16 protein-coding genes and 2 riboswitches are annotated in these 16,307 nt (G+C 46.7%); of the genes, 2 read left to right on the top strand and 14 right to left on the bottom strand.

Annotated elements, in window-relative coordinates; all coding sequences use genetic code 11:
* Positions 1-90 precede the first annotated feature (90 nt).
* Positions 91-1,155, top strand: coding sequence for a chitobiase/beta-hexosaminidase C-terminal domain-containing protein (locus BI182_RS03470; protein WP_286805565.1), 1,065 nt, complete (start codon positions 91-93; stop codon positions 1,153-1,155).
* A gap of 71 nt (positions 1,156-1,226) precedes the next feature.
* On the opposite strand, the gene BI182_RS03465 is transcribed toward BI182_RS03470, so the two are convergent.
* The 14 genes from BI182_RS03465 to BI182_RS03400 form a co-directional block, all read right to left on the bottom strand.
* Positions 1,227-2,069, bottom strand: a complete 843-nt coding sequence (locus BI182_RS03465; protein ID WP_070369563.1) for an MORN repeat-containing protein — start codon at positions 2,067-2,069, stop codon at positions 1,227-1,229.
* A gap of 53 nt (positions 2,070-2,122) precedes the next feature.
* Entirely contained in the window at positions 2,123-2,884 is a 762-nt protein-coding gene (locus BI182_RS03460; protein WP_070369564.1) for a creatininase family protein, read from the bottom strand.
* 264 nt (positions 2,885-3,148) lie between these two features.
* On the bottom strand, positions 3,149-3,862 hold the full coding sequence (locus BI182_RS03455; RefSeq protein WP_070369565.1) for a type 1 glutamine amidotransferase: 714 nt from the start codon (positions 3,860-3,862) through the stop codon (positions 3,149-3,151).
* 478 nt (positions 3,863-4,340) lie between these two features.
* Positions 4,341-4,525, bottom strand: a riboswitch (cobalamin riboswitch).
* A 209-nt stretch (positions 4,526-4,734) separates the two neighbouring features.
* Complete coding sequence (gene cbiT, locus BI182_RS03450; RefSeq protein WP_148637939.1) at positions 4,735-5,313, bottom strand: precorrin-6Y C5,15-methyltransferase (decarboxylating) subunit CbiT; 579 nt, start codon at positions 5,311-5,313, stop codon at positions 4,735-4,737.
* Positions 5,306-5,932: a precorrin-6y C5,15-methyltransferase (decarboxylating) subunit CbiE gene (gene cbiE / locus BI182_RS03445; protein WP_286805560.1), complete on the bottom strand. Its 627-nt coding sequence runs from the start codon at positions 5,930-5,932 to the stop codon at positions 5,306-5,308. Before cbiE ends, cbiT begins: the two co-directional genes overlap by 8 nt.
* The gene (gene cbiD / locus BI182_RS03440; RefSeq protein ID WP_286805558.1) at positions 5,920-7,065 is read right to left on the bottom strand and encodes a cobalt-precorrin-5B (C(1))-methyltransferase CbiD; all 1,146 of its coding nucleotides are present in this window, start codon (positions 7,063-7,065) and stop codon (positions 5,920-5,922) included. Before cbiD ends, cbiE begins: the two co-directional genes overlap by 13 nt.
* A gap of 12 nt (positions 7,066-7,077) precedes the next feature.
* Positions 7,078-7,809 carry a precorrin-2 C(20)-methyltransferase gene (gene cobI, locus BI182_RS03435; protein ID WP_286805556.1) on the bottom strand — a complete coding sequence of 244 codons (732 nt, stop codon included), beginning with the start codon at positions 7,807-7,809 and terminating at the stop codon, positions 7,078-7,080.
* Between the two features lie 2 nt (positions 7,810-7,811).
* On the bottom strand, positions 7,812-8,441 hold the full coding sequence (locus BI182_RS03430) for a precorrin-8X methylmutase (protein WP_286805554.1): 630 nt from the start codon (positions 8,439-8,441) through the stop codon (positions 7,812-7,814).
* A 58-nt stretch (positions 8,442-8,499) separates the two neighbouring features.
* Positions 8,500-9,384: a GHMP family kinase ATP-binding protein gene (locus BI182_RS03425; protein ID WP_228879280.1), complete on the bottom strand. Its 885-nt coding sequence runs from the start codon at positions 9,382-9,384 to the stop codon at positions 8,500-8,502.
* Entirely contained in the window at positions 9,381-10,745 is a 1,365-nt protein-coding gene (locus tag BI182_RS03420; protein WP_286805552.1) for a cobyrinic acid a,c-diamide synthase CobB, read from the bottom strand. Before BI182_RS03420 ends, BI182_RS03425 begins: the two co-directional genes overlap by 4 nt.
* A gap of 79 nt (positions 10,746-10,824) precedes the next feature.
* Positions 10,825-12,102, bottom strand: coding sequence for a heme ABC transporter ATP-binding protein (locus BI182_RS03415; RefSeq protein WP_286805550.1), 1,278 nt, complete (start codon positions 12,100-12,102; stop codon positions 10,825-10,827).
* A 1-nt stretch (position 12,103) separates the two neighbouring features.
* On the bottom strand, positions 12,104-13,135 hold the full coding sequence (locus tag BI182_RS03410; RefSeq protein ID WP_286805548.1) for a FecCD family ABC transporter permease: 1,032 nt from the start codon (positions 13,133-13,135) through the stop codon (positions 12,104-12,106).
* A gap of 94 nt (positions 13,136-13,229) precedes the next feature.
* Positions 13,230-14,186 carry an ABC transporter substrate-binding protein gene (locus tag BI182_RS03405; protein ID WP_228879300.1) on the bottom strand — a complete coding sequence of 319 codons (957 nt, stop codon included), beginning with the start codon at positions 14,184-14,186 and terminating at the stop codon, positions 13,230-13,232.
* A gap of 106 nt (positions 14,187-14,292) precedes the next feature.
* Positions 14,293-14,485: riboswitch (cobalamin riboswitch) on the bottom strand.
* A gap of 5 nt (positions 14,486-14,490) precedes the next feature.
* Complete coding sequence (locus BI182_RS03400) at positions 14,491-15,285, bottom strand: sugar phosphate isomerase/epimerase family protein (protein ID WP_286805546.1); 795 nt, start codon at positions 15,283-15,285, stop codon at positions 14,491-14,493.
* Positions 15,286-15,414: 129 nt separating this feature from the next.
* On the opposite strand from BI182_RS03400, the gene BI182_RS03395 reads away from it, so the two are divergent.
* A complete protein-coding gene (locus BI182_RS03395; protein WP_286805544.1) occupies positions 15,415-16,155 on the top strand; it encodes an MJ1433 family protein in 741 nt (246 codons plus the stop codon).
* The last annotated feature ends 152 nt before the right edge of the window (positions 16,156-16,307 follow it).

The raw sequence follows: 16,307 nt of genomic DNA, 5'->3' as shown, positions 1-16,307 counted from the left end.
TTTGGATGATCAATTCCCTGCCATTTTTTAACTTTTGTAGCGCAGAATTTTTACGTGTTTCGATTCCAACCCGGACAAGGAGGGGTAAAAATGACTGATCACGAACACTCACCTGACCGCAATGACGCCAAATCAGCTCATGACGAATTAAATTGGGCTGAACTGGAGCGAACTGAGGTCGACTCAAATCAAAACCACTCATCACCAATTGTTCCACCACCAAAAAAAAGCAAAAAAAAATTGATTATCATCCTGGCAATTGTTGGTAGTATTCTGATTCTTGGTAGCCTCACTTTTTTCCTGTACAATCAGTTTGCCTCAGCCAATCTGACCAGTGAAGAAAAAATTGAGAAAACCACCGATCAGGATGAACTAAAAAAACTCTATGACGAACTGCTCAGTTCCTATGCAACCTCCGGAAAATCCGAAGCTGAAATTCTGGCCTTACTGGAACGGGCCGCCAAAGAAACTGGGGATCAAAGCTACATTCAAAACAAAGACAGCTATCTGGTTAAAAAGCCCAGTTTTAACCTGGCTCCGGGCAGCTATGAGGGTACCCAAAACCTGGAAATCATCAAGGGTAACTCTGGTGATACAATTTATTATACCATTGATGGCAGTGTTCCTGACAAGACCTCGCCAAAATACACCAGTGCCATTCCCCTACCCCTTGGCGAAACCACGGTTAAAGCCGTCGCAGTGAGCGATAAAGGCTTTTCCAGTGCAACGATTGAAGGAAAATACATCCTGACCGCCCCCCAAGCCAATACCCAGTCTGTGCTAACCCCGGAAGAATTCATTAACAAAATCTATGGCGTATGGTATAAAACCGATTATGGCAATTCGTTGTCGATTTCTCAAACGACCTATACCGAGCACATCCCCAACCCTCTTAGCAATGCAACCGGTGATTATAGTGTTGTTTCAACCACTGATAACGGCGGGACCATCAAGGTTCTTAATTTTACGGTTGAAGGCTACAATGCAGGTGATATCCTGATTGAATTTGATTTTGGAACCCCTGGTGATAATCAGATGCGGCTCCGTCATGAAGGCAAACCCTGGTGGGACTATGCCGCTGCTGAATATATCGGTAGCGGTCAATATCATTTACCTTTCCAATTTGCCGGATCCGATATTATTACCCTGAATTAGCGCACTACTGCCAATACTAAAAACTCCCAGTCGTATGACCGGGAGTTTTTCTGGGTTACAGTTATTAAATTCTATTCCACACTCCAGGCTTCCACATTAGGAATGGTGTTTTCCTCGCCGCCATCGGTGGTGTAGGTATAGAGGTATTCAACGGTACCCCAGACCGTTACCATTTGACCTTCAACCAGCGGTGCTTCACCCGAATTCAAGCGATAATAAACCTGAACCATCTGATTAGGATCATCATTGACATCCATGATAAAATCACAGAAGTATTGCTGATTTTCATAATTTTCATAAACCTGAAAAACCCGCCCTGTCATCTTGACTTTTTTTCCAGTTTCGTTTTTGGCGTTATCAACGATTTCGGCGTAGGATATTTCTGCGGTTTGCGCTTTAAACGGATCCAGGCGCACCTTTCGCTGAACCAGCGTCTCGTTATAGTAGCCCATGTCAAAATCACCTTCGTAAATCACCTCGCCATAATAGTTGTAAAGCGTACCCTGTCCGTCATAACGATTATCAGTGTAATTGCCATCATATATGAGATTCTTATTAAGATATTCTTGTCCCGGCCCATTTAACAAATCATTCTGGTAGTAGCCTTCCTGCATAAACCCATCTTCCCAGACAGTTTGCCCGCTCCCCTGAAAATGACCTTGTTCCCATTCGCCCTCATAGGTCCAGGCCACTTCATCCTCGTCGGAAACAGTAAAGACACCATTCCCCTGGGGTAAACCTTTGACCAATTGACCCGTATAAGTGCCGGTTTTCTCACCAAACGACAAGGCCAGAGTGATTTCCTGATTTTTTACCGACTCTGACTTGTTGCCAAAAATTCCCGGGATCAGCGAACAGCCCGACAGGAACACGACTAAACCAAGCATTGTCAGTAGCACCATTAATTTTTTCATTACTTAACCACCTCTTTTCATTTTATCAGAACTATCCTTTTACCACCAAAAAACTAATACTCCCAACCCCGGCTATTCATTTCTTCAATGGCGCTGGCCACCAAATCGACAAAGATCTCAAGCATTTGCTCGCCTTTTTTTATGCTGGCTTTTGTGGGGTCGCCAGTGGCCCCAGTGGCCGTGAGTTCCTTGATATCCCAGATAATGTCAACCTTTTCATTGATCTTAATGACATTTTCCGGTACCTGGGATACCGCATCTTCCAGCTTGACCAGTTCCGGGCGTAGCGCCATCATAATCGAGGTTTCGCCTTCACCGCCATGGCCCAGTCCGTTCCAGACTTCAAAGCGGTCACCCATAATCGGGCCAACCTTGGTCCACCAATCCGGCAGATAAAGAAATTTTGCCTCGCGATGGCGATCCTTGACCTTATGGGCGGCTATTTCGAGCGCCGGAATATTACCGTCATGACCATTTAGAATATAAATGTGTTTGATGCCATTGTTAATCAGACTCTCAAAGATATCCTCGGCAATGGCAATCTCGGTTTCATAGCGCAAGGTGATTGACATCGGGTAAGAGTTATAATGAATCGAAGTCCCAAAGGGAACGCAGGGTAGCACTACCACATTGTTAAGCTTCTGCGCCACGCGTTTGGCCACCTCGGAGGGCACAAAAAAATCCGGCCCCAGGCAGCAATGCCAGCCATGGCTCTCGCAGGATCCAAAGGTCACAATGGCGGTGACCTGATCGGCATTTTTTAACAGTTCCTGAACTTCCAGGGCGGTCATTTCGTTAAGCATTACCTTTTTCATTATAAAATTCCTTTCAATCAAATTGTTTCTTAGACTTTTGCACAAGTGCCGTGAGCTTCGCATTCAGTTTCGCACGAAACAATTTTTACACTGTACGGCGTACAGGCTATCGCCTGTTCGCCTACACGTTACAAAATTGTTTGTGGAAACTAAACGCAAAGCAATTTTTGATCAACTCTTTTGAATTTTAGAATTGCTTAAATAGATTCTGATTTATATTTACCCACTTTTTCACCAGTCAGTTGTTGTGAATAAAGATTTTTATTAAATCCGGTCAGCTTCAACCAGTAGTTTCAGCTGGTCTAAAAAAGCTGCCATCCAGAGATTGTCCTGAAGGATGTATTCCGGGTGGGCCATGACTTCCTCCGGCCGCTGTACAAAATCACTGGGGATCATTTCATCGCCGCAATTTTTAATCAGATCTTTAATAATTGCCTGGGTATTTTCCAGATGAAACTGAAAGCCAAAAACCCGTTTCTGGTAGACGAAGGCCTGGTTTTGACAGGCGGCACTGGCTGCAATGACGGTGGCCTCCGGCGGCAACTCGACAAAGGTGTCCCCATGCCAGTGAAACACGACTGGATTGTCCGGGAAAAAGGCAAACAGTGGCGATGCTTTGGCTTCTTCAAAAAACGTGATCGGAAACCAACCGATTTCTTTTTGCTTATTTTTCACAACCTTCCCGCCGATGATATCCGCAATCAACTGACTGCCGAGACACAGTCCTAGGACTACCTTGTTGGCTTCAATAGCGGCTTTAATGAATGCTTTTTCGGCCTTCAGCCAGGGGTATTGCGCTTCTTCATAAATGTTCATCGGCCCCCCCATCACCACCAGCCAGTCAAAATCACTCACCTCTGGAAGCGCTTCATCGTTATACAATTGTGTCGCAGTGACGGGATAATTGTTGGCTTGGGCCCATTTTAGAATACTGCCGGGATTTTCAAAGGCGACGTGCTGTAAATAGTGAATTCTCATCTGTGACCTTCCTATCTGAATAGTTATCAGTATTTTTTATAGCAAGTATACCATTTTCGGCGCTTTTTCAAAAATATTTTTTATTAAAAGAAATTTATTCCAATAAAAAAAGCGCATCCATAAGAAAATGCACTTCTTTTATTGGTGCTCAAATTTTTGGCCAGAAAAATCTAAGCAGAGGAATAATGTTTTCTATCAAAAATGTAAATTAATGAAAGCAAGGTAAATTCGGGGATGTCACACACCATCCCCGAGGAAGGGTATTAAATACTGACTTGGAGATGTCCCTTTATTCGAAGAGATTCTAAAATTGGCTAGGAGAAAGTAACCAACTGCCGGAAATCACACACTTCCCGGTTCGCTTGCGATCGTCACCGACGGCAAGACGAAAAAAAATCCTTCTCCAACGGAGAAGGATAAAAGAATCATACTTACAAATCTAAATATAATGCTCTTAAAGTCCTCTAAATCGGAGGTTGTTAAGAAATCACTACAAACAGGTCTTCTGGCTTAACAATCAACTTTCCATCTCCCTTCCCGCTAATTTCTTAACAGTGGCTATGAGACGGTCATCATGTTTTACAGCTGCGATTACAGCAAAGGATTTACACCTTTTTCCCTTGAATATAGGACAAGTTCACTATTTAATTGAATTCATTTTACACTAAGAACGTCTTCTTGTCAATAGCAGTTTTGCTGCAATTCCGAAAGTGTCGCAAGCTTACCAATCAGTTTTGCACGAAACAATTTCTACACTGTACGGCGTACAGGCTATCGCCTGTTCGCCTACACGTTACAAAATTGTTTGTGAAAACTGCTTGGACGCAACCATTGTTCGTTTTATTGAGTTTCGTAAATACCGAAACGGTTGTTTACTTCACATCGCCGGTGATAATAAAAATTGGATTGGCGGCCTTTAACATCGTTAAACCACCGATGCCTTCGCCCCGGCTGATACCGACCTGAATCAGTTCGACATTGTCAAAATACTGATTCATCAACGTGGTGGCCTGGGCGGCGTTCTCCAGGGTCACAAAGTTGGCAATGACCCGGCCGCCGGGGCGGGTATTGGCTTTGCACCACTGAAAAAGGCTTTCCATATTCCCACCGGAACCGCCGATGATGACTCGGTCTACCGGCTCTTTGATTTCAGCCAGCGCCTCAGGCGCCTTACCGGGAATAATCACCACGTTATCGGCATTAAAATGGTCTTTGTTTTTTTGCACCAGCTCCAGTGCTTTCTCTTTGGCTTCCACGGCATAGACCTTGCCATTTTCTGCAGCATAGGCCGCTTCCATGGTCAGACCGCCGGTACCGGCGCCGATATCCACCACCACGTCACCCGATTCAATTCCCAGTAGCGAAATGGTTAAAATACGGATTTCCCGTTTGGTCATTGGGGCCTTGCCGCGAATATAGGCCTCGTCCTTGTATCCTGCTATCTTACTCATTGATCACCACCACGACTGCCAGTCCTTCCTCCTGATAACTCAGGGCTTCTGCCATCGTTAAGCGGGTGATCTTCTCATTAGGATAGGACAGCTCTTCGCCGACATAAAGAATACTGTTCTCGCAACCGGCTGTCTGCAGGATTCCGGCAATAAAGGCCGTATTATTATTTTTGTCGGTAAGAATACCCAGCTTTTTGTTTTCTGCCAGCGCCGCCGCCAAATCCTGATCCCGACCGTGCAAGCTCAAAAGCCTCGCATCCTCCCAGCTAATAGCCAGTTTGGCAAAAAAATACTGCAGTGAGCTGATCCCAGGAATACAGACAATGTCCTTTTCCGGCACCAATTTTTTTGCATAGGTCAGCAGACTATAAAAACCGCAGTCCCCGGAAACTACCAGGGCGGTTTTGCGGGTCTGATAGCCCTTAGCAACCTTTTCCATCAGCTCACTGAGAGGGGTTCCCTTGCCGATAAAAAGCATCTCCTTGCCACTGGCATCAAAACTTTCGGCGTGGCGGGTGCCACAGAGAATCACTTCCGCTGCGGCAATTTCTTTTAAGGCGATCGGTAAGATATAATCCGGATGCCCCGGTCCCAATCCAATAATTTTTAATGGGTACATAATCGTTTCCTCAACTCTTCTGCGTCTTTGCTTTGTCCTAAAAAGCCATGGATCTTGGAAAACAGCACCACTTCGATATCAATAGTGCCATAAACCCGATCAGTGACTTTCTTCTTTACCACTTCGGCCAGCTGATTAAAATAGTCCGGCAGATTTTCGGCCAGGATTATATCGGTGGCTTCGTCGGTGGTTTTGGCGGCCATGATTTTTGCCATGGTATCCCGGGATGCACCCAGGATACCGGCATGGGCGGTCAGAATCTCCATCCGGCCATCAGCCACGCTGCTATGGGTATTAAATATTCCGCCCGCTACCTTGACAAGCTTACCCAGATGCCCAATTAAAAGAATTTTATCAAAACCCATCCGCTCGGCCTCATCCAGCATAAAGCCGATAAAATTGCTGGTCTTAACCAGCACATCTTCATTAAGCCCCAGTTCCTCCGAGAAGTCTTTGCCATAATTGCCGGGCACAAAGATGATTTCATTAAAGCCCTTGGCATGAAGCACCGAGAGTTCCAATTTCAATGAAGCTTTCCAGGCCTCTTCACTCATCGGTTCCACAATGCCGGTGGTGCCGATAATTGACAGTCCGCCTTCAATCCCCAGCTTGGGATTAAAGGTGCGCTTGGCCAGCTCAACTCCCTGGGGAATCGACAGCTCCACCTGCCAGCCTTTGGGTAAATCGGGCCGATGCTTGATGGCATCAGAATCCAGAACCGCACGAATTTCCTGGGCGATCATCTCTCTGGGGGTGGGATTAATGGCCGGTTGACCTGGGGGGATGCTGAGTCCCACCGAGGTCACGATACCGACGCCAATGCCGGCAGCAAAGCTGATCCCATCCTGATCAGATGGGGTGACCTTTGCAAAAATCTTAATGCCATTGGTCACATCCGGATCATCCCCAGCGTCTTTGACTACCGAACAGGACGCTTCGTACTCGGAAAAAGTCTGATCATGAAGCACCAGATCCAGGGGCCAGCCTTTGGGCGTATTGATTTTTACCGTATCCCATTTCTGCTGATTTAAAAACATCAGCAGGGCGGCTTTGGTGGCCGCCGTCGCACAGGAACCGGTGGTATAACCATAACGCATTATTTTGCCATTTTTTTCGACGGTTTTATTAAACATCAAAACCCTCCCTTACTGAAGGGGATAATTCTTCTTGATTAATAAGGTCGATAAGTAAGGAATCTTACCCTTTAACACCTCAATATCCCGGATCACCTGCTGGGTTTCCATGCCAATGTTGGACACCAGCACAAAACTTTTCTCCAGCCCCCGGGCTTCCAGCTCCGCTGCCATCCAGGCATTGTTGGCAGAAATTTTCATCACCACAATGTTCTGGTGGGCATCCAGGATCGCCCGGATTTCTTCCACCGGCTGGGTCATGGCCACAATCCCCAGTGATTCTTCGCCCTGGGTCAGGGGAATGTTCAGTTGGGCCCCCAGATTACAAAATGATGGCACCCCGGACAGGGTGATCACTTCAATATCCCGTTTTAACAAGTATTCCATCACATAAGAATAGGTGCTGAAAACCATCGGGTCACCCAGGGTAATAAAAGCGACATCTTTGCCCTGGTTAAGGAGTACCTCTATTTCGTCGGCATTCTCCTGCCACTGTTTTTCAAGAGCTTCCCGTTCTTGAGACAGGGAAATCATTGGGAAATTCATTTCTACAACCTTGGAAAGATCGGAAATGTGGCTTTTAACTATTTCAAAGGCAACACTGGTGCTGCCCATTTTTTTTACCGGCGTAATCACTGCATCACAGGCATCCAGAACTTTAGCCGCCTTAACAGTAAGCAGATCCGGATCTCCGGGACCAACCCCGATACCATAAAAAATTCCTTTTTTTGATTCTGTCATCATCCTTACCATTCCCTTCCCAGTTGATAGAGCATGGCGTTAAGAATGGCCGCCACCACCGGGCTGCCGCCTTTGCGGCCGTTGATGCGGATGATCGGGCTGTCGATTTGATCCAGGGCTTCCTTGGATTCGGCCGCCCCGACAAAACCGATGGGGGCACCAATAATCAAGGCTGGTTTGGCAGTACCCCGTTTCACCTGTTCAATTAAAGTATAGAGCGCAGTCGGTGCATTGCCGATGGCAAAAATGCCAACGCTGTCATCTTTTAAGGCTTTTTCCATACTGACGGTTGAGCGGGTAACGCCCCGTTCTTTGGCTTCGGCAGCGACATCGGCGTCGTGGACAAAATTGACAATTTCAATGCCGTGATCGGCCAGTGCTTTTTTATTGACGGCGACCTGAATCATCCGGGTGTCGGCGTAGATTTTTTTGCCCTGTTTCAAGGCTTCCATCCCACTTTCATAGCCGCTATTTAAAATTTCCAATAAATCGGCATACTCAAAATCGGCGGTGGTGTGAATAATCCGTTTGACCATTGGCGCAATCGCTTCCGGAAAAACCTTGTCTCCCAACTCTTCAGTAATAATCTCAAAACTACGCTCTTCAATTTCTCTCGGGTTGTTAATGTATTCCATCTTGTCTCGCTTTCGTAAATGAATTTTTTTATTTATTGCATCAATCGATGCTCTATTTTTACACCGTTTCGGTGATAATTTTTATTCCGCCGGGGATCAGGCGATTGTGATAGATTTCGGCGTAAACCGAATCGGGAACAAATTTTTTAAAGGCCTTGTGGAAATCCTCTTCCTGAAAATCACCCTTGTCATACATAATCCCAATCACCGTGCCACTATGGCCGATGACGGTGCCCAATCCGCCAAAATCCCGGGACAGACCAATCAGACAATCCAGATAGTTCTTATTTAACCGCTTCTGGTTAAGGATAGCGCTCTTGGTACAAGCCGCGCCGATATCTTTCAGGCTGTTGGTGCGCACCCCTTGTTCAAACTGAGCGACAATTTCGGCAAAGGTTTCTAAATCCTCTGGTGAATAGTCATCCTGGGTTTCATTAAAGGTCATGGTATCAATGCCGCCATGAAAATCAACAATCAGGATGTCCGCCGACACGGTGCCGTCAAATTCCTTTAGCACCGAGCCACTGATATGATTAAACAAATTTAATTCTTCAAACATCAAATTATCGGAGGGCTCAATGGTCGTGCACAGGGCACCGATCTCTTTGGGGGTCAGACCCAAGTTAAAATATGCCGAAAGTCCGGCGGCCATGCCGGCAATGTCAGCGGTACTGCTGGCCATGCCTTTCTCCAGCGGAATCTCGCTGGTCATGGTAACATGCAAATGCTCCATTTCCGGCTGGGGAATTGCAAAGTGCCGGAAAACTGCTTCGACCAGTTTTTTTGTTTTGAGTTTAAGACACTCAATATTCCCCGGACCTTCTTCAAGAATAATCCGGGAATAACGGTCAATCGGGCTGGATACCAGACAGGGGCTGCCATCATACCAGCCCTGGATGTATTCGCCGCAGGTGCCCGGGGTTTTAACTGTAACCCGCCTCATGCCTGCCCCGCTTGGTGCTCAAGAACCACATTTAAGAGACTGGTTAAAAACAGCGGATTGCTGTAAAAATGAATATGAGGATAGCCAGCCAGAACGTTTTTCTGGCGATAGCCGCAAGTCCAGGTTTTACCTTTTTTGGTGATCACATAGGCAGTCGGCAAGGCTTCGGTGGTACTCACCAGACTGTGATGAAATTCGTGTCCCCGGATCTCGATGGTTTTGCCGCACAGATAGGCGGCGATATTGACATAGCCAAACCGCTGCAGCCGTTTGGTCATCTGAGCATCGGCCTCGAAAAAGCCCACTGCTGGATTGGTTTCGCCGCTGTTTAAGGTCATCGAGTTGGTTAAATACATCAGCCCGCCGCACTCGGCATAGCAGGGTAGTCCTGCTTCCAGCTTACTTTTGATATCGGCGATCATTGCGGTGTTGGCTGCCAGCTCGGCGCCGAAGATTTCCGGAAAGCCCCCGCCGATATATAGGCCGTCGAGTGATTCAGGTAGACTTGCATCATTTAATGGACTGAATTCGACCACTTCCACCCCGGCATGCTTAAGCGCCATAAAATTGTCATCATAGTAAAAATTAAAGGCCCGGTCTTTGGGCACACCAATGCGCAACCCCTGATATTTAACGGCGTAGTCTGCAAAAGGATCGGCATAAGCCCTGACCTCCTGATCGTGCTGGCTGATTTTCCATAAGGTATCGAGATCAATATGGGCTTCGGCCAATGCTCCGGCCATATCCACCTTGTCCCGGAAATCAGCAATCTCTTCCACTGGCACCAGCCCCAGATGACGGCTGTCCATAACAATATCGGGATTGTTGGGGAAATACCCCAGACAGGTCACATCGTTATAGGCTTCTATCATTTCTTTTAATAAGAGATAATGGGATTCGGTTGAGATCCGGTTGATGATGACCCCGGCAATTTTGGTATCGGGATCAAAATCGACATAGCCTTTAACCATTGCCGCCGCACTTTTGGCCATGCCCCGACCATCGATGATCAGAATCACCGGCGCATCAATGGTTTTAGCCAGATAGGCGCTGCTGCCGACATCCGATTCCAGACTATGGCCGTCATAAAGACCCATCACCCCTTCAACGATACCCAGATCGTTTTCTGCCAGACGACGGGAGAATAACCCCCGGATCGTTTCTTCGTCTAACATCCAGGTATCCAGATTAATGGACGGCTCGCCGGTTACAAAGCGGTGAAACATCGGATCAATGTAATCCGGCCCGGTTTTGAAGGGCTTTACCCTCAGTCCCCGTTTCTTGAAGGCCGCCATGATGCCCATGGTGACGGTTGTTTTGCCGACGTTACTGCTGGCTCCGGCCAGCATAAAATAATTCATAATTGTGTCTCCTTTTTCCAATGACATATCTCGTTATTCGCATTCACTGATCGACCGCTAAAAACCGTTTAATACGAAATTATTTATCTTCAATTAGCGTCAAGGCTTTAACTATTTCAATAAATTCCTGATGATCATCAATTTCATTAACCGTCTTGTGCTTTTTGATCGCTTCCAGCCGCTTTTGCAGCTGACCTTCGGTAAAATCATTATTCAGACAATTGCGGTGGAAATATATCTCCCCCGGTAGCTTTTCCAGACCGTTTAGATTTGTAATGTTGCCGTGGCCAAAGGGCAGATCAGAAATCAGAATCAGGTCGCTCTTAGCCATAACGGCCAGGTTTTTAACCTGTTTTTCACTGCTGATGGCCGTAAAGGGGCTTTCTTCAATCATCGGAATCCCCAGTACATCACAGATAGTCCAGTCATCGCTGCCCTGGTTGACCACCCCGGCGGTGAGCTGATGACCCATGGCTTCGAGTTCTTCAAGCACCTGGGACGCCCTGTTGCCGCCGCAGATCACATGAATCCGCAAGCTGCGGTAGTCCTCCGATTCTTTAATCACCCGCAGGGGAATAATTTCCGGTTTTCCAAACAGCTTGTTCTCCTTGATAAACATTTTCATCTCATAGACTTTTTTAAGGTTAGGCTCGGTGATCACATCTTTGGGGATGCCATCGACAATCGCCTTGCCGTCTTTCATTAAAATCAGGCGGTTACAGTAACGGGCCGCCAGATTAATATCATGCAGCACGGCCACCACTGTCATCGATTTTTTCAGATTAAGATCACGAATCAGCTCCATCACTTCAATCTGGTGGTGGATATCGAGGGCGGAGGTGGGTTCATCCAACAGAATGATGTCCGGTTCCTGGGCAATCGCCCGGGCAATAATCACACGCTGCTTTTCCCCGCCGCTGAGATTATTGTAAAGCCGTTTTCTAAACGGGAGGGTCTTGGTAGCCCGCATCGCCTCCGTCACAATGTGGTAGTCATTCTGACTTTCCCTGGTCCGATAACTTAAGTAGGGGTTTCGTCCCATCAGAACAATATCCTCAACGGTAAAATCATAGTCGATATCAAAGGACTGGGGCACGACTGCAATCATCTGGGCCCGTTCCCGTTGGCTATAGCGGGTATTGTCCTTTTCTTCCAGGGTGATGACCCCGGATTTCACCGGCAACAAACCGGATAAACATTTTAACAGGGTTGACTTCCCGGTGCCGTTAGGACCAATCAGGCCGACAAACTCACCCTGGCAGATGGTGGCGTTAAAGCCCTTAAGAATATCTTTTTCACCATAGCCGGAGACCACATCCTTAAAATCCAGCATGACTTTTGGCATTAATCGTTCCATCTCAGGCACCTCCTTGCTTGCGTTTTCTAAGCAGATAGACAAAGAAAGGCCCGCCAAAGGCGGCGGTGATAATCCCAACGGGAATTTCCTGCCCGGCCACCGTTCGGGCCAGGGTATCGCAAAGAATCAGAAAGGCCCCGCCAAAGAGCAATGAGAATGGAATGAGTACCCGGTGTTTGGGCCCGGTTACCAACCGCACAATATGTGGCACCACCAGTCCCACAAAGCCGATGATCCCAGTTACCGAAACCACCGCCGCCGTCAGCAGGGACGAGGTAATCAGAATTTTCTTTTTTAACCGTTCGGTATCGACGCCCAGCTGGGTGGCGGTTTCCTCGCCCAGGAGCATGATATCGAGCTCCCGCACTGAAGTCAGCATGATCACCCCGCCAATCAGCACATAGGGCAGGACTGTTAAAACCTGATCCCAGCCCTTGCCGTTTAAACTGCCCATGATCCAGAACATAATCTGGGTCATCTCTTCCTGATTAAAAATCATCAGTAGATACATAATCGCACTGATGGTTTGACCAATGGCAATCCCGCTGAGCAGCAATGTCGCCACCGGTACCTTGCGCCCAACCCGGGAAATATTATAAACCACCAGAATCGTGGTAAAGGAACCAACAAAGGCTAAAATCGCCGTACCATTCATTCCGAACAAACTGCTGGAAAAATTCATGACAATACCAATCGTCGCCCCCAGCGCCGCCCCGGAGGACACTCCTAAAATATAGGGGTCGGCCATCGGGTTTTTAAAAATGCCCTGGTAGGCGGCGCCACAGATAGCCAGCACGCCACCGGTAATAAAGGCCAAAATAATCCGGGGCAGACGGACATTCCAGATAATCGCAATGGCCCCGTCACTGATATTTTCCATCCCCAGATCGATATGAAAAATCTGATCCAATAGAATTTTATTGGCATCCCAAAAAGAAATCGATGCCACCCCCAATAAGGTACAGACGTAAATGATGATGATGCACATGGCAATGGACAGGATGATGCCATATTTCTTGACGGTATTCTTCATGTATTCTCCCACTAATCATTTTGTCTGTTCACCCCCTGAGTCTCTCTACTTAAGAAAACCAGGGGGCGAACAGCCTTCGCCCCATCAGACAAACTTATTTGGTAAATATTTCCGGATAAATGCTTTCGGCTATTAAGGCCATCCCCTCAATAATTCGGGGACCGGGCCGCTGAATCATATCACTTTCCGGGGTCAGGTATTCAAAGTAGATCAGTTGATCATTAATGATCGCATTGATCTTATCAAAACCAGCGGTGGCTTTAACATCCTCCGGTTTGGTATAAAGCGAAATATAAACATCCGGATTATCAGCAATGATTTCTTCGGTGCTGAGCTGCGGCCATTGTTCTGCTCCATCAGCGGCAATATTGACGGCGTTCAAATCGGTCAGCATCGAATCCAAAGTGGACCCGGGACCAGCGGTATAGAATTTTCCGATATCAAAGAAAACTGACTTTTGGGTTTTGGCAGTCTTCGCCTTTTCGATTAACGCTTCTCGGTCAGCTTGCATTTTTTTAACTATTTCAGTCGCTTTGTCGTTGGCATTGGTGACCTCGCCAGCCTGAACAATATTGGCCAGGACGCCGTCAATATTGGCAGCATTAAAGGTAATTACCTTGGCGCCAGTGGCTTCCAACTGTTGTTTGATATCATCGGAGACAAAATCCGAGGCCACCACAATATCCGGTGCCAACTCAATAATTTTTTCCAGGGTTGGTGCGTTAAAACTACCAATATCGGTCACGGCTAAAGCGGCTTCGGGGTAATCACAGTATTTGGTCCGTCCGACGACCTTGTCCCCCTGATCCAGGGCAAACAGGATTTCGGTTGTTGCCGGAGACAATGAGACGATCTTCTGGGGTTCTTTTTCAATGGTCACTGAATTACCGGCATTATCGGTTACCGTGACCGGGTAAGTAGTCGAGCCGCTTTTTGTTTCGACGCCTGATTCATCCGCTGTCGTTTTGCCTGGCTGACAGCCGGTAAAGGATACCATTAAAGCAATCACAGCAAGAATCACCAACCAATTTCGCATGCTTTTCTTTTTCATTTTCGTCCTTCTTTTTCTTTATTTTTTTGCATTTTTTTGCAAAAATAAATCCAGCTTCCTGTGGAGGCTGGATACTAAACAAACGGTTTAATCCTGTTCTTCCCACCGAAGAATATCAATGATTATGAGTGTCCTGACTTATGCGTATTCTTGATTCTCACTTCCCATCCTTAAAGACAGTGGCACAAAAATCTCGTTGGCAATTACAGTAGCGGGGGCTGTAGAGGTCTTCCACCTCTTTCCTCATCACTTCTTTATTTATATTAGTGGCAGTGTATCATAGAATCGGCAACTTTTCAATTGATTATTTTTGCGGTGGTTTTTCATCATTTATGGCCAGACTCTCAAGCACCGCCCGGGCAAAATCAAGCGGTTCCTTTTCCCGCCAGTCTTCATTGGCCAGCACCTCATAGGAAATGGTCGTAATCGTTGGCACGGTCAGAATTTCGGCCATTACCTGATCTAAGGGAATGCTGCCTTCGCCGGGAATCCAGTGGCGGTCAGCCTTAAAATCATTGTCGGACAGGTGCAGGGCCTTAATCCGGTCTCTATACTTTTTTAGAATCCGGCCACAGTTCTGTTCTTCCAGAAAATCGTGGGAGCTGTCATAGCACATCCCAAAGCGGGGGGCATTAATCTGATCGAGCAGATAACAAAGCAGATGCTGCCGGGAAACATTTTCCACCGCCAGATCAACATCGTATTTTTCGGCCGCATCAGCCAACTCGGAGAAGAAGGCCAGGCCTTTATCGAGATCCGGCTCAAATTCATCGAGATCATTGGTGTGCATCACCATCGCCGGGATTTCAAAAGCCTGGCAATCTTTGAGATAATCTTTGAACATCTTTAACTTGGGTTTTATCTCCATCCGGGAGGCGGTCCAGATGTCGCTGTAGCCGATAAAAGGGGCATGGATATTGGTGATCCCCAAACCGTTTTTTCGAACCAACTCCGGGAATTCTTCTTTTTTCAAGGCCCAGGGCTCAAACTCATCCTCCCAGGAAATCATCGCTTCTTCAAAACCGGCATCGGCAATGATTTTGATGCGATCTTCAAATTTCATAAAATAGCCAAACCAGGAAAACATACTATACTTCATAATGGCCTCTCATTCTCAAATAAATTTAGGTTTTTTGCTGATATTTACCCATGCCCTTCAAATTGCCACTCTGGTCATCTTTTAAAAACTGCGCTATAATATCTCTAATACTAAAATTGGAGCGTATTCATGAAAAAATATTACAAAGGCATTCTGATCGGCATTGGCTTTATCGCCTTATCCGCCATTCTTTACTATTCGCATTTTTTGATTTTCAAGGATTCCCATCATATCTTTTTGTATCTGCTGGGCGACATTGCCTTTTTACCGATTGAAGTCTTGCTGGTTTCGGTAATTTTTCATAAGGTCATTGAAGATAAGGACAAAAAAGAACGGCTCAAAAAAGTCAACATGGTGCTCAGTGTTTTCTTCTCCGAGGCTGGTGTCGAACTGATGCAGTTCTTTTCCCGGGAAGATCAACACCTCCCAGATTTTCGGGAATTTCTGCTGATCAAACCGCAGTGGGATAACCGGGATTATAAAAACGCCCTGAAGAATCTGAAGGGGGTTCGCCATCATCTGAGTTTTTCCGGGCCCTGCCTTACGAATCTCAGCGAATTTTTAACGTCGCACCGGGAGCTTTTTTTAAAACTGCTGGAAAACCCGTTTCTGGTTGAGCATGAAACCTTTACCGACCTGATCATGTCACTTTCTCATGCTGAGCAGGAACTGTCCAGCCGCAAAAACCTGCTAACGCTTAATGACAATGATTACCGCCACCTGATGACCGATATTGAACGGGCCTACCAACTGCTGCTGGTGGAATGGCTGCTGTATATGAACCACCAGCGCAAGTCCTATCCGTTTTTGTACTCTTTTTCGATCCGAACCAATCCCTTTGATCCCCAGGCCGAAGTCGAAATTCAATAACCAACGTTCTTCTCAACCTTTAGGGTTATCGCTCAACTACCGTACCGACCAATTGTTAATCTGTTGTTCGCCGCGGAATCGGACAGGCGATGCCATGTCCGCTCCGATGCGTACAACATGATGTAACAATTATCGGTACTGGGTTATCTTGA

It is taken from the genome of Acetobacterium sp. MES1 (assembly GCF_002237635.1).
GTDB lineage: Bacteria > Bacillota > Clostridia > Eubacteriales > Eubacteriaceae > Acetobacterium > Acetobacterium wieringae.
The sequence above is the reverse complement of the archived record's forward strand: the minus strand, read 5'-3'. Positions and strand labels throughout refer to the sequence as shown.